The following is a 25,449-nucleotide window of genomic DNA, read 5'->3' as shown; positions in this document are numbered from 1 at the left end:
GGAAAATCTGTATTCTTCCCTACCGATAAATGATACACTGGAATGTATACATAGCTCCTTACTTCCATTACCATTTTGTTATGAGGTGAAGCCTGATGATTCAAGTAGATGCAGCAAGAAAGGCTCAGCTAAGCTATATCGGCTTATCGGACGAGGATTTGTCACTGCTTCGTTCCTATCGGGACTTGTTCTACTCCATTACCAATACGGTGGTGGATGAGCTCTATAGCAGAGTGATGCAGGTTCCATGCCTGGCTGAAATCATCGGAGAACACAGTACCATTGATCGGCTGAAGGAGACGCAGCGCTGGTATTTTCGAACGATGGTTGAAGGGGTGATCGATGCCGAATTTATTGAGCGGCGTATTGCAATCGGCAAGGTGCATTCCCGGATTGGCCTGACGACGGACTGGTATCTCGGCACCTATATGCTGTATCTGGATATCGCCTCCTCCAAGCTTCGCAGTGCGGAGCAGGAGAAATGGCCCCATCTCGTCTTTGCCTTGAGCAAAATGTTTAATTTCGACTCCCAGCTCGTGCTTGAAGCCTATGAGCAGGATGAAAAGGCCAAAATTCAACGTATGGCGGATGAGCGTCACACGATGCTGGAAACGATCAACGCAGCGGTTCAGGACCTCGCCAAAATGATGGTCGAGCTGAATAACAGCAGTACAGCCGTATCCGAAACCGCGGAGCAAACGGCAGAGCTGCAGGAGAGCTCAAACCGGAAAGTGCAGGGTCTATACACCCAGATTCAAGAGATCGACGAGATGGGCTCTATGATGCGTGAAATGTCCGATCAAACTCATCTTATCGGACTTAATGCAGCCATCGAGGCCGCACGGGCCGGGGAAAGCGGTCGAGGCTTTGAGGTGGTCGCCAATGAAATCCGCAAGCTCGCTTCCCGTTCCAGGGACTCCCTGGAAACGATTCAGGCCAAGCTCAGCGAAATCAGCAGTATTCTGGATGACGTCAAAAAATACAGTGAGCAAACGACTAAATATTCACGAGATCAAGCGGAAAGCTCGAAGGAGCTCGCGTCCTTTGTCAGCATGATCGAAACGGTGACTCAGGAGCTGGAGGCCGTGAATGAAGCGGCGGTATCCACCCGGCACAACTGAGGAGGACCGCGGTAAGTCTGTCCCTGTAGTTACATTTCAAGGTGTGAAAAAAACCTTTCCGGCCTAAACGGCGCCTTCTGTACGCCGTTGTGCGGAAAGGTTTTTCGTAATTGCAGCCGCTTTCATACATGCAGCTCCCGGAGCCGGTACGACCTTTCCTATCCATCCGAGCCCCCTCTGATCCGCTTCAGCTTCGCCAAAGCTGCGGTACCGGATTCCAATGAAACGCGTCCGCCGCTGTCTCGCCAGCAGGGGATCGCGTGGGACAGACAATATTTGCACCCTGGACGCATACCTTAAATCATGATGAAGCGGAAAAAGCGAGAGAGAGGGTGACCGTCGATGTGCGGAATCACTGGATGGCTGGACTGGAGAAAGGATTTGACGAATTACCCCTCCATTTTGGAAAATATGACGAACACCCTGGCTGCACGCGGGCCGGACGCCTCCGGCGCCTGGCTGACGACACACTGCGCCCTGGGACACCGGCGGCTGAGTGTCATTGACCCGGAAAACGGAGCGCAGCCCATGTTGCGCGAGCATCAGGAGATTACGTACGCCATCGTCTACAATGGAGAGCTGTATAATGCGCTGGAGCTTAGAAAAGAGCTGGAGCAGCTTGGTCATTCGTTTCGGACCAATTGTGACACAGAGGTTTTGCTGGTGGCTTTCATTGAATGGGGACGGGCTTGTGTGGACCGTCTGAACGGCATTTTCGCTTTTGCAGTATGGAACAATCAGGAGCAGTCCTTGTTCATGGCCCGGGACCGTGTCGGCGTCAAGCCGTTATTCTACAGCGAGCAAAACGGAATGCTTCTGTTCGGTTCTGAGCCGAAATCCATTTTGGCGCATCCCGGGTTTGCGGCGGAAATCGATGGGGAGGGATTATCCGAGGTATTCGTTATCGGCCCGGCCCGGACACCGGGGCATGGCGTATACTGCGGCCTTCATGAGCTCAAGCCCGGGCACTGCCTGGCCTACGACCGGAACAGGCTGCGCATTTGGGCATATTGGCAGCTAACGAGCCGCCCTCACAATGACGATTTGCGGACTACCGCCGAGAAGGTCCGCGAGCTTTTGAAGGACACTGTAGAGCGCCAGCTCGTCTCTGATGTGCCCATCTGCACCCTGCTGTCGGGGGGCCTGGATTCCAGCGCACTCACCACTCTGGCCGCACGCCACTATGAGCGGAGCGGTCAAGGTCCGGTGCACACCTATTCCGTCGATTATGTCGATAACGATAAATTTTTTAAAGCGAGCGTGTTCCAGCCGAACAGCGACGCCCCCTGGATTGAACGCATGAGCAGCTACCTCGGCAGCGTGCATCATCAGGTGAAGTTCGATACACCGGAGCTGGCGGATGCGCTGGAGGCCGTCGTTACAGCCCGCGATCTGCCAGGCATGGCCGATGTCGATGCCTCCTTGTACTTATTTTGCCGGGAAATCAAAAAAGACGCCACCGTAGCGATTTCCGGGGAGGCCGCAGATGAAATATTCGGCGGCTATCCCTGGTTTCACCGCGAGGAGGCGCTGCAGGCCGGCACCTTCCCCTGGTCGCTCGCGCTGCAGGACCGGATCGGCCTGCTGTCGCCCGAGCTGATCGAAGCCACGCAGCCGAAGGACTATGTAACCCGACGCTATCGCGAGGCGCTGGAGGAGGTTCCCCGGCTGGACGGCGAGGATGCCCGCCAGCAGCGGATGCGGGAGATGTCGTACCTCAACATTACCCGCTTCATGCCCACGCTGCTCGACCGCAAAGACCGGATGAGCATGGGGGTCGGCCTGGAGGTGCGGGTGCCGTTCTGCGATCACCGGCTGATCGATTACGTGTTCAACATCCCTTGGGAGCTGAAAACCGCCGGCGACCGGGAAAAAGGCATTTTGCGCCAGGCGCTCAAGGGCATTCTCCCTGACGATGTGCTGTACCGTAAAAAAAGCCCTTATCCCAAAACACATAACCCGAACTACTATGAAGCCGTACGCGGCAAGCTGCTTGACGTGCTGCACGATCCGGCCTCGCCGATTTTGCCGTTCGTCAATAAGAAGCAGCTGCTCCAATTCGCCGCGAAGGACGCGTCCGAGGTTAACCTGCCGTTTTTCGGGCAGCTGATGAATTTGCCGCAAGTATTCGCTTATCTGGTTCAGGTCGATTTTTGGCTGCGGACGTACCATGTCCGAATCCGGTAAGGTCTGTTTTTTCTCCATACCAAATAAACATGGCCTGCGTTCGCCTCTCTGGAGGACTAAAGCGCAGGCCATGCTTGCTGCTTATGCTTGCACAGCTATTGCACGCGCGCTGCTCCCGGCGCAGCGTGGCGTTGCATGTCGTTGATCACAGCCGCACGCGGCAAGCCTACGCCGCTTGCAATCGATCCAGCAGCGCACGCAGCGCCTGGCCGCGGTGACTGACCGCATTTTTCTCCTCCGGCGTCAATTGCGCCAGCGTCTTGTCGTAGGCCGGGATGTAAAACAGCGGGTCATAGCCGAAGCCTCCTTCGCCCCCAGGCTGAGAAGTAATCCAGCCCTCGCAGGCCCCCTCAGCGAGCAACAAGCTGTCCCGGCCAGGGAAATAGAGCGCCAGCGCGCATACAAACCGGGCCGTGCTGAGCAAGGGGCCCTGACGCTCAGCGCCTGTGTCAGCCGCAAGCTGCGACAGCTCACGGAGCAGCTTGGCGTTATTGGCCGCATCGTCAGACGGCTCTCCCGCGTAGCGGGCGCTATAAACGCCGGGCGCCCCGTCCAATGCATCTACGCAAAGCCCGCTGTCGTCAGCCAGCACAGGCAGTCGTGTCACAGCGGCAACCGCCCGCGCCTTAATCTCGGCATTAGCGGCAAAGGTGTCCCCGTCCTCGGCGATCTCCCCGACCTGCGGATAGTCAGCCAAGCTGCGGACGGTAATGCCAAATGGTGCAAACAAGGAGGTAAACTCCCGCAGCTTTCCTTTGTTTCCGGTCGCTACGACCAGGGTTTGTTCCGGAAAAGGCTTCTCCAGCATACGCTCGTCAGCCCCCAATTCGATCGGCGATCGCACCCAGAGCCTGCTTCTGCAAATCAATCAGCTGATAGATGCCAAGCTCGGCCAAACCAAGCAGCGAATCCAGCTCCTCACGGGAAAAAGGGCTTTCTTCCCCGGTGCCCTGAACCTCGACAAATTTGCCCTGCCCGGTCATCACTACATTCATATCCACCTTGGCTTGGGAGTCTTCCACGTAGTTCAGGTCCAGCAGCGCCTGACCGCCGATAACCCCGACGCTTACAGAAGCCAGGAAGTCCGTCACCGGAAGGCGCGGCAGCTTCTTGTCCTCCACCAGCTTGTTCATCGCCAGCACCATGGCGACATAAGCGCCTGTAATGGAGGTTGTGCGCGTCCCCCCGTCCGCCTGAATGACATCACAGTCCAGCGTAATCGATCGTTCGCCCAGCTTCTCCAAATCGACTACAGAGCGAAGCGCCCGTCCGATCAGCCGCTGAATCTCCATCGTGCGGCCTCCCTGGCGGCCTTTGGCGGCTTCCCGCTGATTGCGCACCTGCGTCGCCCGGGGAAGCATCGCATATTCGGCTGTAACCCAGCCGCGTCCCTGCCCTTTCATAAATGGCGGCACACGTTCTTCAACCGTCGCGGTGCAAATCACCTTCGTGTCGCCAACCTCTATGAATACAGACCCTTCCGCCGGTTTAATATAATTCGTCGTGATTTGTACCGGACGCAGCCCGTCTGCCGTTCTGCCATCATGCCGCATTGCTTTCTCCTCCTCGCTTGCCAAGAACCGCCTGTTCCTCCTGGCGCGCCCTTGATTTCCAACCCTTATTGTATACTGCCACGAGTCAAATACACCCGTGAAGGCCCCCCTCATTTTACCAAAGCAGCATCAGAAAAGCACGCAAAATCAGCCTGTCCTGCGCAGACTTAGTCCACACAGGTTGTCGGGCGGCCCCGGTTTCCCGGAAAGCCGTTCTGTACAGACTGGGCGAGAGGCGCGCTGCGGGTGAACCCGGATTCATGCTTACCTAAAGGAAAAGCCCTTTTTCTAAAACGACCCCCCCGGCAAGCCACGAAGATATACGTGGACCTTCCGGGGGGCCATCCATGACAGGATACGAACTGCATCATCTCCGGCTAAAGCACAAGCATGTCCGGGGAGGGCTGCCATCCGCAGCCTAGCAGTGCCTGAACCGTGCCGGGCTACTGACTGCAGGAAGCCGAAGCCGGTCCATCGGAGCGCAGCCCGCGTGTCCAAATGTCCGGCAGCTTTTTTACCTGTCGTTCAAGATAATCCTGCAAAATCGCAAGCGCAGCCAGTTAAGGTCAAGACGTTCCCTGCGTACGCCAGGGTAAAAGGGGCGCAGCCCGCAATCAGGCACAGCTGCGAGCACTTTGCTCAGCGGGCACAGGGTTACATTTTGGTCATATTAACATGTACCGGCCTCGTCACGGGCTTGCTGTAGATCTGTCCCTTTGTACCGGTAAATTTGCTGCTGCCGTCAACCATAATTTGCACCTTGGAGGCGCCGGTATTTTCCGTCAAGGAAAGAATGACGGCCTGCATGGCCTCGTCGGATACCTTGCTGTCCGTCCCCAGCACATTCTCCCCGAAATTCACCGTGACCGTCTGCTTATCCCCGGACAGCTTCACATCGAGCACCTGCTCGCTGCCGGCCATCGTAGAAAGAAGCGCCTTGGAGCTGCTCTGCTTCGGCCCGGCAATCAGCTGCTGCATGGACGCCATGCCGATATTGTCCGTCCGTTTAATCATCCGGGTGACAGGTATGTAGTACGGCTCCGCCTGCCCTGCTCCCGCTCCTAGAAAGTACAAGGTGACCGGTACGGTCTGGCCGAGGCTGGCGACGTCCGACGACTCCAGATTAATCCCCATCGCCCGGCTCAGGGTCCCGTCAATCGGTGTTTTCCCGACCGGCATTTCGTTCAGCTGGTACCCGTTAATACGAAGCGATACCATATCCACCGTGGAGAAATTCGTCAGTGTCCAGGTGACGGCCTCCATAATTTTCCGTTCCTCTTTTTCGTCATACTTGCCGAATTCCTTGGAGAAATCGACGACAGCCAGCTTCTGATCGGGCTTAATATTAATGCTCTTGATCTGCGTTCCTTTCGGCAGCACCGGGCTGAAGCCGGGCGGCAGCTGAGCCTCATAGGCTCCTCCCTCCACCAGGTACTCCAATGCTTGTACTGCGATTTTCTCCGGATTCCCGATAGGCATCGTCACCGGTACGAGATAACCGCTTGCATCCTGCAAATACACGCACGCCTGCGCATGCCCCTGTGTATCCGTTACCGCTTGCGGTGCCGTCGCCGTGGACAGAGTCGGCAGCACAGAGCCGGAAAGGTCCTGCGGCGGCGGATCAATTGCCGAGTGGCCTGACTTGAGCGAGCAGCCCGAGGTCAGCGTTACCGTCAGCGCTGCAGCGGCGGCCAGCCTGACCCAGACCGGTGTTGCCGTAATCAATCGCTTCATGAAATTTCCCCCTCCTACCATCCGTTTGTACTACTATGTATACGAGCTTGGGCTTGTTTTATAACCAAGCCGCCAGGAAACTTTTATACAAAATTAGGCCATGCTAATAGAGTCCATATTACTTTGTGAGGAAAGGAAGACCCTGAGTTGAACTACAAGCTGAACAGTAAGGAAGTCGAAGCAGCCACGCTGGACTGGCTGGCCCGCCGGGGAGTCACCCACCGGCAAATTGCCGAGCTGGTGCTCTACTTGCAGCACAGCTATTTCCCCGATCTGACGATCGAGGAGTGCGAAGCCAGCGTCGAGAAGGTGCTGACGAAGCGGGAGGTGCAGAATGCCATCCTGACGGGCATCCAGCTGGATATGTTGGCCGAGGAAGGCAAGCTGCTGCCTCCGCTGCAGGAGATGGTGTACCACGATGAAGGGCTATACGGCTGCGATGAGGTGCTGTCCTTATCGATTGTGAATGTATACGGAAGCATCGGTTATACCAATTTCGGCTATATCGACAAAATGAAGCCCGGCATTCTCGCCAAGCTGAATGATAAGTCCGACGGTGAGATTCACACGTTCCTTGATGATATCGTGGGCGCCATCGCCGCCGCGGCTTCAAGCCGACTGGCGCATAGCAAGGCGTCGGAGCATTCGGCCGGCGCGCTGCGGGCAGCCGGATTAGACAATTTCATGGAAGAGCTGTCAACGCCGTAAACCCCAAATCCGGATAAACGAAAGGGACCGAATACCACAAGGCTGCAGGGTTAAGCGGCATGTAGCCGCTCATAAAAAACCTCCATCCCCATCTGAAGCCGTTCCGCGTATAAGCCTGGAGCATGGAAGCCGCAGGCTTGATGCATGGAGCACTTCAGCACGAGGCTGGAGGTTTTTTACATGAACTCATCGTTTATGCACATGCCGGGCTGGCTGCACTCTCACCTTCAGCAGGCGGTAATAGCGAAATCCCAGCTTGAGCAGCGGCGGGACGGCAAAGTAAATAAAAAAAAGCCGAAACAGCTGGTAGCCGGACACCATGGATAAGTCGGCCCGAACCTCATGAGCAATAATACTCATCTGGTCCATCCCGCCCGGAGCCACACTCAAAAAGCTGGTCGTCTCCGAAACCGGATGCACAAGCGTCAAGCCGATGCTAAATATCCATGAGCCTGCAATCAGCACCACACCGCTGCAGATCGCGAACGCAATCAATTTGAACCGGTGGTTGAGCTGCCCGGGTTTAAGCAGCAGCCCCACGTAGCCGCCAATCATAAACTGAGACAGGCTTAACAGCCCGGATGGAAGAGTCGGTCCCGGGAAGCCGATCATCGTCAGCGCCGCTATGGCAAGGATGGGGCCAAGCATATATGCAGTCGGAAGCTTTAACTTAACAGCGACAAGCACCCCTGCAATACATGCAGCGGCGTAGAGCAGCAGATCTGGCCACAACGCCCCCCAGGATGCTGCGGCCTCATCAAGCCCGCCGGTTCCCGGCGCACTGACGAAGCCGCCAAACCATGGGCTGAAAATTAGCAAAGGGATGCAAAACACGATCAAAATAAGCCGGGTCACCTGAAAAAAAGCGACCGTCGTTACATCAATATCCTTCATCTCCTCGGCTAGCGTAATCATTTGGGAGAGCCCTCCCGGGACGCTTCCGGTCGCAATGGTAGGATAATCAATACCGGAGAGACGGGAGACAATGAGGGCCGTTACCACGCACAAGCCTAATGTCAGCAACGTCACCACAAGCATCGACGGCAGCTGCTTCATAATCTGAAGCATCGCCTCGCGCGTAAACGACAGCCCGATGGAATAGCTGACCAGCACCAGGCCCGTATGACGGAGGGCAGCCGGCCAATACAAGGGAATTCTACTCAGCTTGGAGCCGATAAGCACGGCAAGCATCGGGCCGAGCAGCCAAGGCACCGGCATAGGAATGAGAGCAAACAGGAAGCCGCCCGCAATGTGCAGGGCTGGAACAAGACCGGAAACGGGGAGGAGTGGCGGGAGGTACGGTACTTGTACCACTACAAAGAACACGAGCTGCAGGAATGGGCGGAGCGGATTCAGGCCCTGGCCTCGCAATCGGAGGAGGTCTGCGTTATTTTCAACAACAACTCGGGCGGACACGCGGCTGGAAACGCCAAGCAGCTGACCCAAATGCTTGGATTATCCTACGAGGGATTGGCCCCGCGCCAGCTGGACTTATTTGACGGACTATAGGAGCCCCGAGACATGCCAGGGGTCCGCAGAAAGGAGACGTCACTACCCGAGCCCCGCGGACAGCCGCATGATTGAACCGCAGCTCAACCGGGCCGACATGAAGCAGCCAACCTGAGAGGCGGCGACGGAGCTGAGTGTACGCGGCAGAAGGCCGTTATACATCGTTTCTTCTGAAATGGATAACGTGTCCGGCAGCCCGTTGTTTTTGAGACCGCATCAAACCCCATTACCAATATGGATTTACTTTGATAAAAATGTGTCCAACATTTGAACTCCATTTCATTTTGAGATGAATTTCATATATAATAATATAAAAGAACGATAGATTTTGATTCCTTACGGGCGACAAGGAGGCATGTCAGTGGAACAACAGCAGCAGATCAGCATAGAAGCCGTTACCAAGCATCACAAGCTGACGGCAGCACAAATTTTACGACGAATTATTTTTATTACCGTAGGGGCCGCGCTTTTTTCCGTCGGTTTGGAAATCTTCCTCGTCCCCAACAACATTATTGACGGGGGCATCGTCGGTATTTCCATTATTTTGGCCCACGTCACGAACGTTCCTCTCGGTATTTTTCTCTTCTTTCTTAATGTGCCGTTCTTGTTTATGGGTTACAAGCAAATCGGCAAAACGTTCGCTATTTCCACCCTCTACGGCGTTACCATCATGTCAGTATGTACAGCACTGCTTCATTCGGTTCCCCCCATCACAATAGACCCGCTGCTGGCGGCTGTATTCGGCGGCATTATTCTGGGCATCGGGGTCGGAATGGTTATCCGCTTCGGCGGCTCGCTCGACGGAACCGAAATTGTGGCCATCGTATTCAATAAACGGCTGCCGTTCTCTGTCGGCGAAACAGTCATGTTCTTCAACATCTTCATTCTCGGCAGCGCCGGCTTCTTCTTCGGCTGGGATCATGCCATGTACTCATTAATTGCGTACTTCATTGCTTTCAAAATGATTGATATTACCCTGGAGGGCTTCGACGAATCGAAGTTCGTCTGGATTATCAGCGACAACTTCCGTGAAATCGGCGAAACCATCCTGCAGCGTCTGGGCCGGGGCGTCACTTACTTGAACGGCGAGGGCGGCTTCACCGGAGATGACAAGAAGGTCATTTTTTGTATCATTACCCGGCTGGAGGAAGCCAAGCTAAAGGCGCTTGTGGATGAGCACGATCCGTCGGCATTTCTGGCCATCGGCAACATTCACGATGTGAAGGGCGGACGCTTCAAGAAAAAAGACATTCACTAAACAACCCGTAACAACCAAGGAGCCTGTGGTGAGGATAGGTTTCCGCACAAACAGGAATGTCACCGGATCACCCTATCCCGACCACCGGTTCCTTCCCAGGCATACGCGCACAGCCTCTCATTGTAAAAAATACACCCCCCTGTCCGGACGCTGCCGTCCGCAGGGGGGTGTGTCGTTTGAGTTGCAGTTCACCGTCCCGGCTATTTGCTATTCGTCCAGGTCCAGCGTCCGGCCTGCCCCGGCTCATCCGGATGGCGGTTCAGCCTTCGCGAACACTGCTTCCGCTCCCGATTCGCTTCATCTGCCGCTTTATGCGTCACTCTCCCGCCCGATTAGGGCTTCGGTGAAGCCTTTGTCCGTTGTACGGCTGTACGCTATGACCTGTAAACGAACTGTCCGTCCTGCTCCGACGCGGTAATCAGTCCTTCAGACTCCAGATAGACAACGTGCGCCAATGTTTCCGCCATGGCAAAACGCAGCTGATGCAGCGTCAACCGGTGGCCGAAGATGTCCCGGCACAGCGCGTATGCCGTCATGGGCACGGATAGCCGGGAGCGCATCAGGGCAAGCCGTTCCTCATGGTGGCGGATCAGCTCCAGCGCCCGCTCGCTAAACTGGGCAAACGGGTCCCGGTGGCCGGGCAGCGCTTCTGTAACGCGCAGGGCCGACACCTCCTGAAGGCTTTCCAAAAACGAAGCAAGCGGGTTGACCTCCAAGCCCGGCATAAGGCTGACATTGGGGGAAATGGAAGGCAGCACATGATCTCCGCAAAAAATGCGGCCCGCCCGCTCATCCAGAAAGCATAAGTGGCCAAGAGCATGCCCCGGCGTATGCAGAATACGGTATTCCGCAGCGCCTAACCGAATGGTTCCTTCCTCCGGCAGCGTCAGCAAATCCGGCTGCGGAGAGACCATCGGGACAAAGGATTCCATATTTTCCTGCAGCTGCTTGCCCGTCTCGGCATCCATCCCGTGCTGCAGAAACAGCGCATGCAGGCCATCTGTCATGGTGCGCTGATCGCTCCACAGCAGCGCCGCCTGGCGGATGCCCTGCTCTGACAAGTACACCGGGGCGCCGCTTTCTGCCTGAAGCCACCCGGCCAGGCCATAATGGTCCGGGTGATGATGCGTCAGGACGATTTGCTGCACATCACGGAACCCGAAGCCCAGCCCCGCCATTGCCTCCTGCCATACGGCTACGCTGTCCGGCGTATGCAGCCCGGGGTCGATAACCGTAATTCCGTCTCCTTCCCGGATCACGTAGCTGTTGACCCAGCGCAGCGGAAACGGCAGCGGCACCTTCACCTGCGTAATGGTTGCCGTCACTTCATGAATTCTGTTCATTTATGCGCCGCTCCTTTTCTTCCGACAAAAATCATCCGCGGCGACTGCTCCGCAAGGTACGGCCCTTCCTCATAATCCCCATATACCGCTTCCAGCGCTAGTCCGGCGCTCTCTGCCATTGCCGCCAGCTGCTCTCGGCTGAACAGCCGCACCTGCTCGCGGTACGTGCGGTCGGGAGCTCCCGGCTGCCGGAGCACAATCGTCTTGCGGACAAAGCCGTCCTCAATGCGCCGTGACTCCTCGATGGTTACATCTCCTTCCGTACGCTGGGAGAACGGGACCAGATTCGCCTGGACATACGTCGGATTAAGATAATCCAGCAGCCAGCGTCCGCCTTCGCCCAGCACCCGGTTCATTTCACCCAGCACCCGGGCACTCTCCGCATCGTCATCGAAATAGCCGAAGGAAGTAAACAGATTGACAACCGCATCGTACGGGCCGTCGATCGGCAGCTGCCTCATATCCCCCTGTACCCAGCGCACATCCTTTCCTTCATCGAGCCGCTGCGCCTCACTGAGCAGCACCCCGGACAAATCCACTCCGGTCACTTTGTAGCCTGCAGCGCTCAGCGCCAGCGCGTGCCGTCCCATGCCGCAGCACAAATCCAGCACGTCCGCTCCCACCGGCAGGTCCAGCCAGCCAATCATACGCTCGACCTCCCGCTGGGCTCCCGATAAATCCCGATGCTTATATACAAGCAAATAATCGCTGCCAAAGCTTTCTTCAAACCAATCCTTCATCCGGACGTTTCCTCTCCTTCTGCATTCCTGTGCGCCTGCTCGTAAGCCTTTGTCTATTGTAGCACCCCCGCGATTTTTTTTCCAAAGAAAAGGAATTGCAGCGTCTCGTGTCGAATGGATACAGCATGTGAGCCGTTAGACCTCATTCAAATCATACTTTAGACATAGGAGGAGTGAGTGATGGTCTTGAAAGAAGCCAATGCCGAACATCAACTGGCTGCGCTGCAGCACCGCACGAGTCACAGCACAATCTGCACCAGGGACGGAACCCTGCAGCAGCAGCTTCATTTATTGTTAACGCTCTCATTTGAGGAAAAAACGCCGGTCCTTCATGCAGCAATCTATAAGCGGCAGGGAGCGCATCTGCATGCCCAGACGGTCTACAGCAGGCCCTGCTCCCGCGCGGAATCTGAGCCGGACGAATACGCGGAGCATGCGAGCGGCGGCAGCGCCGCCAGCGCGTACTTTTACGGGAGCAGCGCTGAATTCGCCGCCTCCCGGCCGGATTGGCATGTCGTGCCGCTTTATGTCGAGCAGCGGGAATGGGGGCTGCTTGCCTTCCAGACGGTTCAGGACGCTGGTCCTCTCAGTGAAACGCTCGTGCATCTGGCCGCGCGAGAGGCGGAAATTGTCATTTATACCCACCTGTCCCGCACGTTGTTCCAGCTTCAGGCTGAGGCCGCAGCCAAGCTGCGCCAGTTGACCACGCCGGCCCTTTTGCTGGAGTATCTGGCTCCCGAGATTCAAAAGCTGGTGCAGTATGACGCGCTGCTGCTTACATTTCCGGATCCGATACGGCCGTTCCAAATGCTGGCCGCCTGTGTTCAAGAACACGAAGACGGCAGCTTGCAGCACAGCAGCAGCAGCGGCTTGCTGACACTGCCTTATCCGGATTCCCGGACGGAGCTGACGCTCATTGAAGGAGCTCCACGAATCGAGGCTGCGGCGGCGGCCGATTCGCCCTTGGCCGTTCCTGAGGAAGACCGGCTGCTGCTCGTGAACAGCCTGCACCGGTACGAAGCGGCCTCCGTTCTGCGCGTCCCTGTTATTCTATCCGGTGACCGCCTTGCCGTTCTTCACCTTTACAGCCGCCTGGATTCCCACTACGGCGAAGCGGAGCAAATCGTGATGCAGCGTATCGTCACTCTGCTTTCTTTTGCCGTGCAGCATATTATCGACATTCAGATCAAGCGGTTAAAAAGAACGTTCCGCCAATTATCGGAGCGGATGGCCCGGCAGCTGCTGAAAGCCGTCGACCTGCACGAAGGCGCGCTCAAAATCAGCGAGCTGACCCGCAAGCTGCTTCAGTATGAGCAGACCCTGATCTGGTTTATGGATGCGGAGAATCTGATGCTGCGCTCTGTGCATGATCCGGCCTTGGATATGAAAATAACTGATTCGAACGTGATTTCAGGTTTATTTTTCAACAAGAAGACGGTTTATTTCAATGCGATTGAGGATTTGGGCTGGATTGCGCCGCAGCTTGCGGACCGGCCGGCCAAATCAGTGCTGCTTGCGCCTCTGGTCGATTCCAGAGATAATCAGGTCAACGGCCTCGTCGTCATGATTGACATGCGTCATGCGCTGCGCTTTAATGACTTCATCCGCAGTCAATGTGACAACCACATCACATCCCAGGGCGGACCGCTCGCAAATCTGATTTTGAAAAAAAATCTGGAGCGCTCCAACCTGACCTTAATCCGCACCTTGACCAAAGCGCTGGATCAGAAGGATACGGAAACGCAAGGCCACTCGGAACGGGTCGTCGCCTACAGTCTGGCTATCGCGCGGCAGATGAAGCTGTCCGAGGAAGAAATAAGCAGTATCCGCTGGGGAGCGCTGCTTCATGACATCGGCAAAATCGGGATTCCCGACGCGATTCTGCTGAAGCCGGATAAGCTGAGCAGTGAGGAATGGACGGTCATGCGCTCCCACTCCACTATCGGGTTTGAGATGCTGAAGGATATCGAGTTTCTTGAAAACGCCCTGGATATCGTGCTGTACCATCATGAACGCTACGACGGCAAAGGCTATCCGCACGGCTTGAAGCGGGAGGAAATTCCGCTCGGGGCGCGTATATTCGCGCTGGCGGACACCTTCGATGCCATCACAAGCGATCGGCCGTACCGCAAGGCGCAGTCGGTCGAGAAAGCCAAGCAGGTGATTGAGGAGCATTTAGGGACTCAGTTTTGCCCTGATTGCGCCAAGGCGTTCTTGTCTATCCCGGACCAAACCCTGCTGTTCATGAAGCAAAATGCGCACAGACAAGGCACCGAAACTTTTCAAGTTAACATTTCGCAGCGATGGTGTTAAAATAATAGGATGAAACTAACGATGGGCCAAGCCCGGGAGGGGAAGTAACATGTCTACATCAACATCGTCCAAGCAGAAAATGCGCAGCGATATGATCAAAAAAGGATTCGACCGCGCGCCGCACCGCAGCTTGCTCCGTGCCGCAGGCGTGAAGGAAGAAGATTTCGGCAAGCCGTTTATTGCCGTTTGCAATTCATACATCGATATCGTCCCAGGTCATGTTCACCTGCAGGAATTCGGTAAAATTGTAAAAGAAGCCATTCGCGAAGCAGGCGGCGTCCCATTTGAATTCAATACCATTGGTGTTGATGACGGGATTGCAATGGGCCACATCGGGATGCGCTATTCCCTGCCAAGCCGTGAGATTATCGCGGATTCACTGGAAACCGTCGTTAACGCTCACTGGTTCGACGGCATGGTCTGTATTCCAAACTGCGACAAAATTACCCCGGGCATGATGATGGGTGCGCTCCGCGTTAACATTCCGACCGTATTCGTCAGCGGCGGCCCGATGAAAGCCGGGAAAGACAAAAACGGCCGTTCCATCTCGCTGTCCTCCGTATTCGAAGGCGTCGGCGCTTACCAAGCCGGTAAAATCGACGAGAAAGGTCTGGAGGAGCTGGAGCAATACGGCTGTCCGACCTGCGGCTCCTGCTCCGGGATGTTTACTGCAAACTCCATGAACTGTCTGGCTGAGGGTCTTGGCCTTGCGCTGCCAGGCAACGGAACCATTCTTGCGATTTGGGAAGAGCGTAAAGAATTCGTAAGACAATCCGCCCGTCAATTGATGGAAATCATCAAACAGGACATTAAGCCTCGCGACATCGTTACCATCGAAGCGATTGACAATGCGTTTGCGCTGGATATGGCGATGGGCGGCTCCACCAACACCGTGCTGCATACACTCGCTATCGCTCACGAAGCAGGTATCGATTACCCAATCGAGCGTATTAACGAAGTGGCCAAGCGGGTTCCGCATCTGGCAAAAATTGCGCCGGCTTCCGACTATCATATCGAGGATGTGCACCATGCGGGCGGCGTCAGCGCTGTAATCAACGAGGTACTGAAAAAACCGGGCGCCATGTTTGGCGATACGCTGACAGTATCCGGCAAAACGCTGCGTGAAAACGTGGAAGGCTGCGAAATTAAAAATACGGACGTCATCCGGACCATCGATAATCCGCATACGCCGGAGGGGGGACTGGCTGTCCTGTTCGGTAACCTGGCTCCTAACGGCGGTATCGTTAAGGTCGGTGCGATTGACAAATCGGTCGGCGGCTACCACAGAGGGCCGGCTATCTGCTTCGATTCCCAGGAATCTGCCCTTGAAGGCATTGCCAACGGCAAAATTAAAGAAGGCCATGTTGTCGTTATCCGCTATGAAGGACCGAAAGGCGGTCCAGGGATGCCGGAAATGCTGGCGCCTACCTCGCAAATCGTGGGTATGGGCCTCGGCGCCAAGGTTGGTCTCATTACTGACGGCCGTTTCTCCGGCGCATCGCGCGGAATCAGTATCGGCCACATCTCGCCGGAAGCGGCTGAGGGCGGTCCGATTGCCTTCGTTGAGGATGGCGACATCATCGAGCTGGATATGAACAACCGCAGCATCAAGCTGGAAATCAGCGACGAAGAGCTTGCTCGCCGCGCTGAAAACTGGAAAGGCTTTGAACCGAAAATCAAAACCGGCTGGCTGGGCCGCTATTCCAAGCTCGTTACATCCGCCAGCACCGGCGGTGTAATGAAGGTTTAATCACCGGTTTTCGGTACTTCTAACGGTACTCTTATAACCGCATGTAATTTCAATTCCATTTACGCAGTCTTCCTTGGAGGCATACTCCGGGAGGGCTGCTTTTTCTTTTGCCCGTTGCGTGCATTCATAAAAAATACCCCGTCCCTCCATCCCGAGAGATGCTGGAAACGGGGCAGCCTGAAGCAGCATCCGTATTGGCCATGCGCCTTGGCTTGTTGATTCAAAATTTATCCCGAGAAGAAATACCACGATTTAAACCAGCGCAGCTGCTGTGCATACCCTGTGCTGACCTCGGCCCCGGATAACACCGGGTAAAACAGGAAAAATACCAAGGCGACCAGAACGAGATAGATGATTGCAATCCGGCGATGCTGTCGTGCGCTTTCCTCCACATACCGATACGCATACACAAGAGCCAAAATCGAAAACGGCAGGAGCGGAAAATAATGATACAAAAACGTTAACCGCTGTACGAACATCCAAGGCACCAGCTGCGAGAAGAATGCCACGCAGACAAACACTGGGAGGCGCGTCCGATTGCGAACAGCTACGGCCATAAGCGCCAGCACCGCAGCAAAGCCTAACCACCAGACCAGCGGATTGCCGATGGCAACGATGCTGGATATAACTCCCGGCGGCATATGAACTCCGGCGAAATACCATACCGGGCGGGTCATTACCGGCCACTGCCACCAAGGCGAGCTGAACGGATGCTCCGCGTGAAGCTGACTATGGTAGGCGTACATTTGTTTTTGGGCCTGCCAAATATCGGCCAATACTTGCGTAGACCCGGCTGCCGTAACCTGCGGGACAAAAGTCGCGCAGTAAATCACTATAGGAATGACGACAAAGAAAACCATGCTCCAGAAAACAAGCGGAACAAGCCTTCTCCGGTCCTCACGGCCGGTTTGGTAAGCCGCCCACAGCCACAGCACGAGCAAGCCCAGCCCCGCATATACCGCATTCCACTTGACAGCCGCCCCCAGGCCAAAGCTGATGCCAGACAAAGCAAACGGCACCAGCTGCTGCACCGGCCCGGCCCCTCGCTTCACCGCATCTACAAAGCTCAGCATAAAGCCAAACATGAGCAGCGTGAAAAAGACCGTGTATACATCAATTGTGGCAATTCTCGTCTGAACAAAATGCAAGCTGTCAAAGGTGAGCAAGAAGGCGGCGGCAAAGGCGTATTTCGATTTGCCGAAGCAGCGCTTCGCCAGCCAATACATCACCGCAATCATCGCCACCCCGAACAGCGTGCCGACAATTCGCCAGCCGAACGGGTGGAAGCCGAACACGCTGACCCCCATTGCGATGAGCCATTTGCCCAGCGGCGGGTGGGTCGATTCATACGGCGTCATCCCGTGCAGCAGCTCGTAGGCGGCACGTACATAATACACCTCGTCGAAGTACGCCCCGTTCAAATAGGAAGGCTGGAACGCCGTTTGCAGCGGCTCGTCAAACAGCTTGGCCGCGGCTTCTTGTGCCTCCGGGCTCGCCGGGACTCCGGTTGCTGAAACATTCGTGCCAGGCTGAATAACCGTCACCCGGTCAGGCTGAAGCGGCTGCCCGCCCTCACGCGCAAAAAACGCCAGCTCATACAAGGTAAATCCCGGCTTTACCACCGTCACTCTGGCGAACCGTGCCGGCTTGTCCAGCAGGGCACTCTGCCAGGAGAAGCCTTTGAACACGTTAATTTCGACGTTCACTTCATCTCGCCACGTTACTCCGTCATCCGACAATTCAGCCCTTAGCGAGCCGTCTCCAATGCCCGCGAAGCTGTTCATCCGGGCAAGCTGATGCGCCTCGCTCCATGCAATCAGGACGCTTTCCCCCGTGGTCTGCGGCTCCCAAGCGGTTTGAGGCGCTTTGCTGTCTCCTAGATGAATAAACGCAAGGATTGTATAGACAAGCAGCAGCGAGCCGAGCAGCAGCAGATCCAGGCGGCGCCACGTGCGGTTTTCGTTCAGCTCCCGGTCCAGCCGATTGGAACTATCCGTATCCAGCGGGAACAGCCAGCCGGTAAAGAATGAAGTGCTGGACGACACCGGCTGCCTGATGCCGCCGGCCTGCTGCGCCCCCCTCCCCTTCTTGCCGCCCGGCTGCTGTCCGGAGCCGTTCTGCAGCTCCCAGGAAACCACCTTTTCCCGCATAAATATCGAATGCAGCACCATTAGCGTATATCCGAGCAGCAGCACGGCGGCAGCAGACCCGGCCAAGAGCTGCGGATCGGCTGCAGGAAGATGATAAATCTTGCTGTAGCTGGAGGATAGCGCCTGCTGAACATTCGCGAAAAATAACAAGCTCCAGCCGAAAATGAGCCACAGAAGCCGTTTGTCCTTCCACTGCTGAGCCCCGATGATCAGCAGCGGCAGAGCATAGAACAAGTAGCGCTCATGCATTTTGGCTGTCAGTACAAATACAAGGATAATCGTCGCCCCTGCAAGCAGGGCCAGGCGTTCGTTAGTGTCCTTGCTCTTGAGGTACAACCAGGCTACCGCCGCATAGGTTCCCGCCATCAGCACGATGCTCCAGGTCCCGTATGTGAGCGGCCCGAAACGCTCGGACAGCTGAACAAAATTTCCGCCCGCTAATGACATCAGATTATAGGCGTTAAGACTGGCATAAGGGTAAGAAGCCAGCGTGTTGAAATACAGACCTCCCAGCTTGGGCAAGCCGGTCAAGCCGGTAAATGGCAGCGCTCCCAGCACAAAGGCAGCCAGTCCGTATAATGCTCCCAGCGCCCCCTCCTGCCAGCGGCGTCTGCGCCACATAATAAGAGCAATAAGCGGCCCGAAGAGCAGCGCCTGAGGCTTGATAAGCACAGCCAGCGCATAAATGATTCCTGCAGCCGGCCACTTGTCCCGTTCCAGCCAGCGGACGAACAAAATCACAAACAGGGCAAAAAAGGAATCCACCTGCCCCCAAGCGGCTGAATTAATCAAAAACGCCGGATTGAACAGCACCAGCGCCGCAGCACCCAGCGCCAGCTGCGTTTGCTTCCCGGCCTCGGCCCAGCGGTACAGCAGGATGGCAATGGCCGCATCAGCAAGCATGGCGGGCGTTTTGATGAGAATGTTCATCGCCGCCGAATCCCAGCCAAGCGCCAGCCCGCGCTGCAGAAGACCGATCACATACAGCACATACATGTATCCTGGCGGGTAATCGCTGAACGAGGCCGAGCTGTAAAATTTTCCGGGGCCTTCGGACGCAACAATGCCCGCCCATGCCTTAAAGGTCCCGACATCAATATCAAAGCCGGGAATTTGGTAAGCCATGACAAAACGCACTGCCAGCCCGGCAAGCACCATAACAGCCAAGGCCGGCCTGGCCCCCTGCTCCTCCCGAAGCCCGGACGGCTTCACAAGCATCCGATATACATACATAAAAATAATGGCAAACAACCCGCCGACCAGCCAACCATTCACTGACGAGAGCCCCCTTGCTCACTTGTAAAAATATGTTCCCTTCGCCCTTTTTTTAACGGACATTCTATACTAGCATACACTTTTCAACTAATATTTGCCTATAGCTGAAACAATCATTTGTTCAGTACATGCAGCCATTGCGCATAAAAAACGGCAAAAAAGCCGCGCTACGAACGCGGCGGCGTCTTCATTTTCACCCGCTAAAACAAAAACATCCGCGGCCACGGACGTGGTTTGGAGGTTTCGTGGTTTCGTGGTTTCGTGGTTTCGTGGTTTCGTGGTTTCGTGGTTTCGTGGTTTCGTGGTTTCGTGGTTTCGTGGTTTCGTGGTTTCGTGGTTTCGTGGTTTCATGGTTTCGTGGTTCAGCGTTTCTGAGGAGCATATCCGCATCCGGATTCCGCGAACGGGCGAGCTCTCGCTCTGCAAAGTGCTGTCGCATAACGGAGGTCTGCCGACCGCAGGTACGAAGCTCCCGGCGCACAGTCGGGGCTGCTGTATAACGGGACCCGTTAGCCAACGAACTCCTTCCTGTTCCTGTTCCTGTTCAAACCCGGCCCGTCTTACGGACACGGACCCGTTTGCCCTGTACGGTCGGGGCCGCCTGTGATGCGCTGTCCATCGTGTGAATTTGCTGAACCAGGGATCGTAAATAAGAGCGCAAATCTTGCTTCAGCTCCTCCCGCTCCAGGGCGAATTCGATATTGGCCCGGATGTACCCGAATTTGTCTCCGATGTCGTGACGCACCCCGGTGATAGGCATCGCTATCAGCCGTGACATACCGCTAAGCTGCTGAAGGGCGTCTGTAAGCTGCAGCTCTCCTCCGGCCCCGAACGGAATCCGCTCCAGCACATCGAAAATAGTCGGCTCCAAAATATATCTGCCGATGACGGCCAGACTCGAGGGCGCCTCCGCCACGCGGGGCTTTTCCACCAGACTCGATATTTCGAAGTACGGCTGATCCTGCGGCGCAGGGCCTGCTGCTTTGGGCATCACAATCCCATATTTGTCCACATCCTTGCGCGGTACCGGCTGTACCGCCACAATTGAAGCCGGCTCCCGGTGATACGCCTCCATCATGCTCCGAAGAAACGGCTCATCCGCTTGAATAATATCGTCCCCTAGCAGCACTGCGAACGGCTCGTCTCCGACGAAGGCCCGTGCCTGAAGTATTGCATGGCCGAGGCCAAGGGCGTCCTTTTGCCGGATGTAGTGAATGTCGGCCATTCCCGATACGCTGCGCACGATTTCCAGCAGCCCGGTCTTTCCTTTCTCCGCCAAAATCGTCTCCAGCTCGAAGGATTTGTCGAAGTGGTCCTCCATGGCCCGTTTATTGCGGCCGGTTACGATTAAGATGCTCTCAATCCCGGAGGCGACCGCCTCCTCGACAATATATTGAATAGCCGGCTTATCGACAACAGGAAGCATCTCCTTCGGCTGCGACTTGGTCGCCGGCAAAAACCGGGTGCCGAGGCCCGCGACCGGGATCACAGCTTTTCGAATACGTTTGTTGGTCATGAGGAATCACCGCTTTCTTTTGGATTGGATCGTGATATGACGAAATACCCGCAGCTTGCCGCCCGCGCAAGTAACAGCGATGGAGACCGCGAACGGTTGATTCAGCAAATAAAACAAAATCGACTTGTGCGCATGCATCGTTCAGTTATAATGCCGGATGTGCGCATCATGCTCATGCTCCACATGCCTGGAGCGGTATAAGTCCTGATCGTCGGGAAAGGATACTCGCTCGAAGCCGTCTTTGCCGCCGACCAAATACAGCGGACGCCCCTTCGCTTCATCATATATGCGTCCCATGTATTCGCCCATCATCCCCAGAATTATGAGGACGACGCCGTTGAAAAACAGAGAGAGGCAAACCAGCGACGCCCAGCCGGGAACCGTCGTTGACATAAACAGCTTTTCGGCAATGGCGTACAGCAAATAAATGAAGCTGCAGGCAGATAACGTGAAGCCCAGATAGGAGGCCAGCTTCAGCGGCTTATACGAAAAGGACGTAATTGCATCCGCCGACAGCTTCAGCATTTTGCGCAAAGGATATTTGGTTTCCCCCGCCCAGCGCTCATCACGCACATATTCAATAGCGGTTTGCCGGAAGCCGACCCAGCTGATGAGACCGCGCATAAAACGGTTTTTCTCCCGCACCTCGCCCAGCGCATCGCACACCTTGCGGTCAATCAGCCGGAAATCGCCGGTATCCGCCGGAATATCCACATCTGTCAAAGCACGCAGCGTCCGGTAAAAAAGCGCCGCCGTCCAGCGCTTAAAGGCGCTTTCCCCCCTGCGCTCGACACGCTTGGCGTAGACGACATCATAGCCCGTCTTCCACTTGGCCGCCATATCCATAATCAGCTCCGGCGGGTCTTGTAAATCAGCGTCGATAACAATAATCGCCCGTCCCTGCGCATAATCCATCCCGGCTGTAATCGCAACCTGATGCCCGAAGTTTCGTGAAAAATGTATGGCCTTGACGGTCGGATCGGCCGCGCTCAGCTCCCGTAAAATGGCTCCCGAGCGATCCCGGCTGCCATCATTCACGAACAGCAGCTCATAATATTCGCCCAGGCGGTTCATCACTTTTTTCAAGCGGCGGTACGTTTCGGGGAGTACCTCCTCTTCATTGTAAACGGGTATGACGACGGAATATACGATAGATGTCTTCATCACTGATGCAGCCTCCTTTAGTCAAATCGAGCTTTTTTATCGTTCAATCAGGCCGGTTCAGCCTGTGTATTCATACAAGGTTCCCGAGCGGCTCATCGTCTGTCCGCCCCGCTCTGCGTTACCTCTGTCTCCGGCTCCGCTTCGGCGGGCATTCTGCCCTTCCGGGGCTCCTTCGCCCGGACGATCGGCGGCTGGCTCGGCCGTTGAAGCCGCTTGGCTGTTTGCTCCTGCGGCGCTTGCGCCTGCCGTGCCTGGAGCGGTTGTGCCTTGATATTCCTCGGCCGGGACTTCTCGGGCGTGGGCTTGAATCCACTGGGCGATTTCATTTTGTCCGCCGCCCATTCCCCTGCCTTCGAGCAGGAAGTATTTGATTTTGCCCGCCTTGGCCAGTGCTTCCAGCTCCTCCGCCGTGATAGCCGGATCGTCGCCTTGAAAGCCGCCCCATGCCATAACCGGCAAGCCGGTCGTAATAATATAGGATGAAGCTGAAGTCGAGCGCTGTACGCCGACCAGGTAGGAGCCTTCCGTATAATGGGACAGCAAATATGGCGTCAGCCCGTCCGGGCTTGCCTGGCTCGAGGTGCCGCTCACGCCGCCCCCGCCCATGCCCATCCCGCTGCTCAGCTCCGGGCCGGCGTAAGGAAGCACTGCGCTTTTGCCGGCGTTCATCGCCGGAGTAAGCGACCAGTAGCCTGGGGCAAGCAGCAGCCCAATCAAGCCTGCCGCAATGGCGGCTCTGCCGAAGCGCGGATTAAACCGCCGTACCGCCGCCAGCAGCAGAAGCGCCGCTGTGCTGAAAAGGGCGATGGCGACAAACAGCGTCGGCCGCAGCCCGGTGTATCTCCACACCAGTACAAGCTGCACCGCTGCAGTCACAGCCAAGGCCAGCGGCAGCAGCCATTGACGCCAGCCGCTCTCCCGGCTGCGGTAATCGTTCCACATCGCAACCAGTCCCGCGCCCGCAAGCGCGGCGATACCCGGCCCCAGCATAATTAAATAGTACCGGTGGAAAAAGCCCGCGTAGCTGAAAAATACGAGCATCGGTGCCAGCCAAGCAAGCCAGAACAGGGCCGCCCGGTGCCGGGCCGAAAGCGTGCGCCAGCCTTTGATATCGCCCAGCAGCGCAATGCAGGCGATAAGAGCCAGCGGCAGCAGCCAGGATGCCTGCCCGGCCATGCTGCTGTTGAACAGACGAAGCGCGCCCGCCGTTCCAATCTCTCCGGTTCCGCCGGGGCCGCCCGCGGCACCTCCCCGGGCTCCGCCTCCGTTTTGACCGCCGTCCCCCGCAAAGCCTCCGTCTGCGCCGGGGGCCGCCGGGCCGCCGTCCATACCTGCCGGTCCAGCGCCAGCCGGCGGCTGCATCCCCATCTGGCCCGGGGCTTCGCCGGACGGCGGCTGCATCGTCATGCTATCTGCGCCGCCTTGAGCCAGAGGTAGAGCCCCAGCTCCTTGATCCTGTGAGCTTCCGCCCCCGGCCAGCCTGCCGCCCGGGCCTTCAACGGACCCGGCGGCAGCCGCAATCCCGTTTCCATCGTCCTTCGATGTACTGCCAAGACCTTGGCCGCGTCCCAGGATGCGCTCCATGCCGTTGTGGCCGATAATCAGCTCGGTCACCGTATTATTCGTACTGCTGCCGATAAAGGGCCGCTCACTGGGCGGAACGGCATCCACCACCGCCGTCCATGAAAAGGAAACGACTGCCGTAACAACCGCCGCTGCGGTTAAATGCTTGATTTTTTTCCAAAAGGACAGCTTCGCCCCAAGCAGATAACACACATAAATGGCGGGCAGAACCATGAAGGCCTGCAGCATTTTCACATTGAAGCCCATGCCGATAAGAATGACGGATGCCATCAGCCAGCGCATTTGCCCCTCTTCGCCCGCTTTGACCGCAAACCAGGCCGCTCCAAGCAGCGTCAGCACCAGCATACTGTCCATGTTATTTGTCCGCGATACGGCAACGGCCACAGGTGTTAAAGCCATAATTAAGGCCGCGATCACGCCGGCTGCCCGTCCGAAGGGCTTGCGAACGAGCAAATACAGGAGCCAGACGGAAGCGACAGCCGCGATCACCTGCGGTAAAATAATGCTCCAGCCGTAAAAGCCGAACAGCTTCGCGCTGAGCGTCTGCACCCAAAGCGCTACAGGCGGCTTATCTACCGTGATAAACCCCGCCGGATCGAAGGATGCATAGAAGAAATTGTGCCAGCTTTGCAGCATGCTGCGGACCGCGGCCGCATAATACGAATTGCTGTACCCCTCCTGTCCCAAATTGCTTATATTAAGGAGCAGAGAAAGCAGCAAAATGAGTCCCATCGCGGCTGCGTCCCAAGGACTCTTCCATTTCCGGAGCATGTCTTATTCCTCCATTTCGTAACGTATGCTGCAAGTGTAACCGGACTGCATGAAGGGAAGATGAAATCAAGCTGAAGCCCCGATAAGTGTTTGCTGAAAAGTTGCTGAAAGCCCCGCGGCTTCGTCCTTACACCGGCCTTCGGCAGCAAAAAAGACCCGTCGGGCATAGGTACAGCCTCCTCATTTTTCTTGAGTGGTTGTACCTTACTACATCAAAGGGACTTTTTCAGTGGCTTCCCCGGCAATGCCGGCTGGCCTTTTAAGGGACAAGCTGCGCGTTCGAGTTAACAAGCCAATAAACGAAATAGGGCACACCGATGATAGCAGCTACAAGGCCAGCGGAATTTCATCCGGCTGGCTAAGCCAGCGCGCCACGGTGTCGGCCACAATGAGCTGCAGGCCGCTACCGAAGCATTCCGGCCCGAAATAGTATGTACCATCGGCTTAATATAAGGGCTTCAAGGCAAAAAAGCCTTGATCTTCCGGCTTCAACAGCCGGAGAATCAAGGCCTTCGTTCGGGAGAGACGGCTTAGGACTGGGCTTCCCCTTCCTCCGCCAGCTCGTGCAGCGACTTCACTTTGCCGTGGGGCTTTTGATTTTGCTTGCGGCTTTTCCATGCGCTCTCTTCACGCCGTTTGGCATGACTCATCGTAAGCAAGCTCCTTCCTCTTGTGGATATAGACTACGAAGAAAGTATGTCCAAACCGTCCGCGCCGAATGAATGGGAAAATAACCATCGTTAGAGCATCCGGCAGCAGGAATCAGAGGGACA

Annotated in this window: 18 protein-coding genes; 7 read left to right on the top strand and 11 right to left on the bottom strand. The window is 56.2% G+C overall.

Translation table 11 applies throughout. The annotated features are described in order from the left end of the window. Positions 1 to 95: 95 nt before the first annotated feature. Complete coding sequence (locus WBG83_RS05810; protein ID WP_336743483.1) at positions 96 to 1,121, top strand: globin-coupled sensor protein; 1,026 nt, start codon at positions 96 to 98, stop codon at positions 1,119 to 1,121. 342 nt (positions 1,122 to 1,463) lie between these two features. Then, on the top strand, positions 1,464 to 3,308 hold the full coding sequence (asnB, locus tag WBG83_RS05805) for an asparagine synthase (glutamine-hydrolyzing) (protein WP_336743482.1): 1,845 nt from the start codon (positions 1,464 to 1,466) through the stop codon (positions 3,306 to 3,308). 166 nt (positions 3,309 to 3,474) lie between these two features. On the opposite strand, the gene WBG83_RS05800 is transcribed toward asnB, so the two are convergent. From WBG83_RS05800 to WBG83_RS05790, 3 genes are all read right to left on the bottom strand, one after another. Further along, positions 3,475 to 4,116 (bottom strand): XTP/dITP diphosphatase, encoded by a 642-nt coding sequence (locus WBG83_RS05800; protein WP_336743695.1) that lies wholly within the window; start codon positions 4,114 to 4,116, stop codon positions 3,475 to 3,477. 7 nt (positions 4,117 to 4,123) lie between these two features. Beyond that, entirely contained in the window at positions 4,124 to 4,861 is a 738-nt protein-coding gene (rph, locus tag WBG83_RS05795) for a ribonuclease PH (protein WP_336743481.1), read from the bottom strand. 654 nt (positions 4,862 to 5,515) lie between these two features. Then, positions 5,516 to 6,595, bottom strand: a complete 1,080-nt coding sequence (locus tag WBG83_RS05790) for a GerMN domain-containing protein (RefSeq protein ID WP_336743479.1) — start codon at positions 6,593 to 6,595, stop codon at positions 5,516 to 5,518. 147 nt (positions 6,596 to 6,742) lie between these two features. Here WBG83_RS05790 and WBG83_RS05785 point away from each other — a divergent pair, with 147 nt between their 5' ends. Then, positions 6,743 to 7,303 (top strand): phosphatidylglycerophosphatase A family protein, encoded by a 561-nt coding sequence (locus tag WBG83_RS05785; protein ID WP_336743478.1) that lies wholly within the window; start codon positions 6,743 to 6,745, stop codon positions 7,301 to 7,303. A 186-nt stretch (positions 7,304 to 7,489) separates the two neighbouring features. On the opposite strand, the gene WBG83_RS05780 is transcribed toward WBG83_RS05785, so the two are convergent. Then, entirely contained in the window at positions 7,490 to 8,617 is a 1,128-nt protein-coding gene (locus WBG83_RS05780; protein WP_336743476.1) for an AbrB family transcriptional regulator, read from the bottom strand. Between WBG83_RS05780 and WBG83_RS05775 the strand changes: the two genes are divergently transcribed. Next, positions 8,609 to 8,812: a DUF72 domain-containing protein gene (locus tag WBG83_RS05775; protein ID WP_442955799.1), complete on the top strand. Its 204-nt coding sequence runs from the start codon at positions 8,609 to 8,611 to the stop codon at positions 8,810 to 8,812. The two genes, WBG83_RS05780 and WBG83_RS05775, sit on opposite strands and share 9 nt — an antisense overlap. A 355-nt stretch (positions 8,813 to 9,167) precedes the next feature. Continuing rightward, a complete protein-coding gene (locus WBG83_RS05770; RefSeq protein WP_336743474.1) occupies positions 9,168 to 10,070 on the top strand; it encodes a YitT family protein in 903 nt (300 codons plus the stop codon). A gap of 374 nt (positions 10,071 to 10,444) precedes the next feature. Here WBG83_RS05770 and WBG83_RS05765 read toward each other — a convergent pair whose 3' ends face one another. Both WBG83_RS05765 and WBG83_RS05760 read right to left on the bottom strand, forming a co-directional pair. Further along, the gene (locus WBG83_RS05765) at positions 10,445 to 11,413 is read right to left on the bottom strand and encodes an MBL fold metallo-hydrolase (RefSeq protein WP_336743472.1); all 969 of its coding nucleotides are present in this window, start codon (positions 11,411 to 11,413) and stop codon (positions 10,445 to 10,447) included. Beyond that, positions 11,410 to 12,153 (bottom strand): class I SAM-dependent methyltransferase, encoded by a 744-nt coding sequence (locus tag WBG83_RS05760; protein WP_336743470.1) that lies wholly within the window; start codon positions 12,151 to 12,153, stop codon positions 11,410 to 11,412. The genes WBG83_RS05765 and WBG83_RS05760 overlap by 4 nt, the downstream gene beginning before the upstream one ends. Before the next feature lie 180 nt (positions 12,154 to 12,333). On the opposite strand from WBG83_RS05760, the gene WBG83_RS05755 reads away from it, so the two are divergent. Both WBG83_RS05755 and ilvD read left to right on the top strand, forming a co-directional pair. Beyond that, positions 12,334 to 14,466, top strand: coding sequence for an HD domain-containing phosphohydrolase (locus WBG83_RS05755; RefSeq protein ID WP_336743468.1), 2,133 nt, complete (start codon positions 12,334 to 12,336; stop codon positions 14,464 to 14,466). Positions 14,467 to 14,545: 79 nt separating this feature from the next. Further along, on the top strand, positions 14,546 to 16,216 hold the full coding sequence (gene ilvD, locus WBG83_RS05750) for a dihydroxy-acid dehydratase (RefSeq protein WP_336743693.1): 1,671 nt from the start codon (positions 14,546 to 14,548) through the stop codon (positions 16,214 to 16,216). A 227-nt stretch (positions 16,217 to 16,443) separates the two neighbouring features. Here ilvD and WBG83_RS05745 read toward each other — a convergent pair whose 3' ends face one another. The 5 genes from WBG83_RS05745 to WBG83_RS05725 all read right to left on the bottom strand — a co-directional run bounded on the left by WBG83_RS05745 (position 16,444) and on the right by WBG83_RS05725 (position 25,326). Continuing rightward, entirely contained in the window at positions 16,444 to 19,641 is a 3,198-nt protein-coding gene (locus WBG83_RS05745; protein WP_336743466.1) for a glycosyltransferase family 39 protein, read from the bottom strand. Between the two features lie 544 nt (positions 19,642 to 20,185). After that, positions 20,186 to 21,157: a UTP--glucose-1-phosphate uridylyltransferase GalU gene (gene galU / locus WBG83_RS05740; RefSeq protein ID WP_336743464.1), complete on the bottom strand. Its 972-nt coding sequence runs from the start codon at positions 21,155 to 21,157 to the stop codon at positions 20,186 to 20,188. Between the two features lie 141 nt (positions 21,158 to 21,298). Beyond that, entirely contained in the window at positions 21,299 to 22,321 is a 1,023-nt protein-coding gene (locus WBG83_RS05735; protein ID WP_336743691.1) for a glycosyltransferase family 2 protein, read from the bottom strand. A gap of 57 nt (positions 22,322 to 22,378) precedes the next feature. Then, positions 22,379 to 24,676, bottom strand: a complete 2,298-nt coding sequence (locus WBG83_RS05730) for a glycosyltransferase family 39 protein (RefSeq protein ID WP_336743462.1) — start codon at positions 24,674 to 24,676, stop codon at positions 22,379 to 22,381. A gap of 530 nt (positions 24,677 to 25,206) precedes the next feature. After that, entirely contained in the window at positions 25,207 to 25,326 is a 120-nt protein-coding gene (locus WBG83_RS05725; RefSeq protein WP_336743460.1) for a DUF6254 family protein, read from the bottom strand. Positions 25,327 to 25,449 lie beyond the last annotated feature (123 nt).

The organism is Paenibacillus sp. y28 (genome assembly GCF_037137075.1).
Lineage (GTDB): Bacteria > Bacillota > Bacilli > Paenibacillales > NBRC-103111 > JBBBNV01.
The sequence above is the reverse complement of the archived record's forward strand: the minus strand, read 5'-3'. Positions and strand labels throughout refer to the sequence as shown.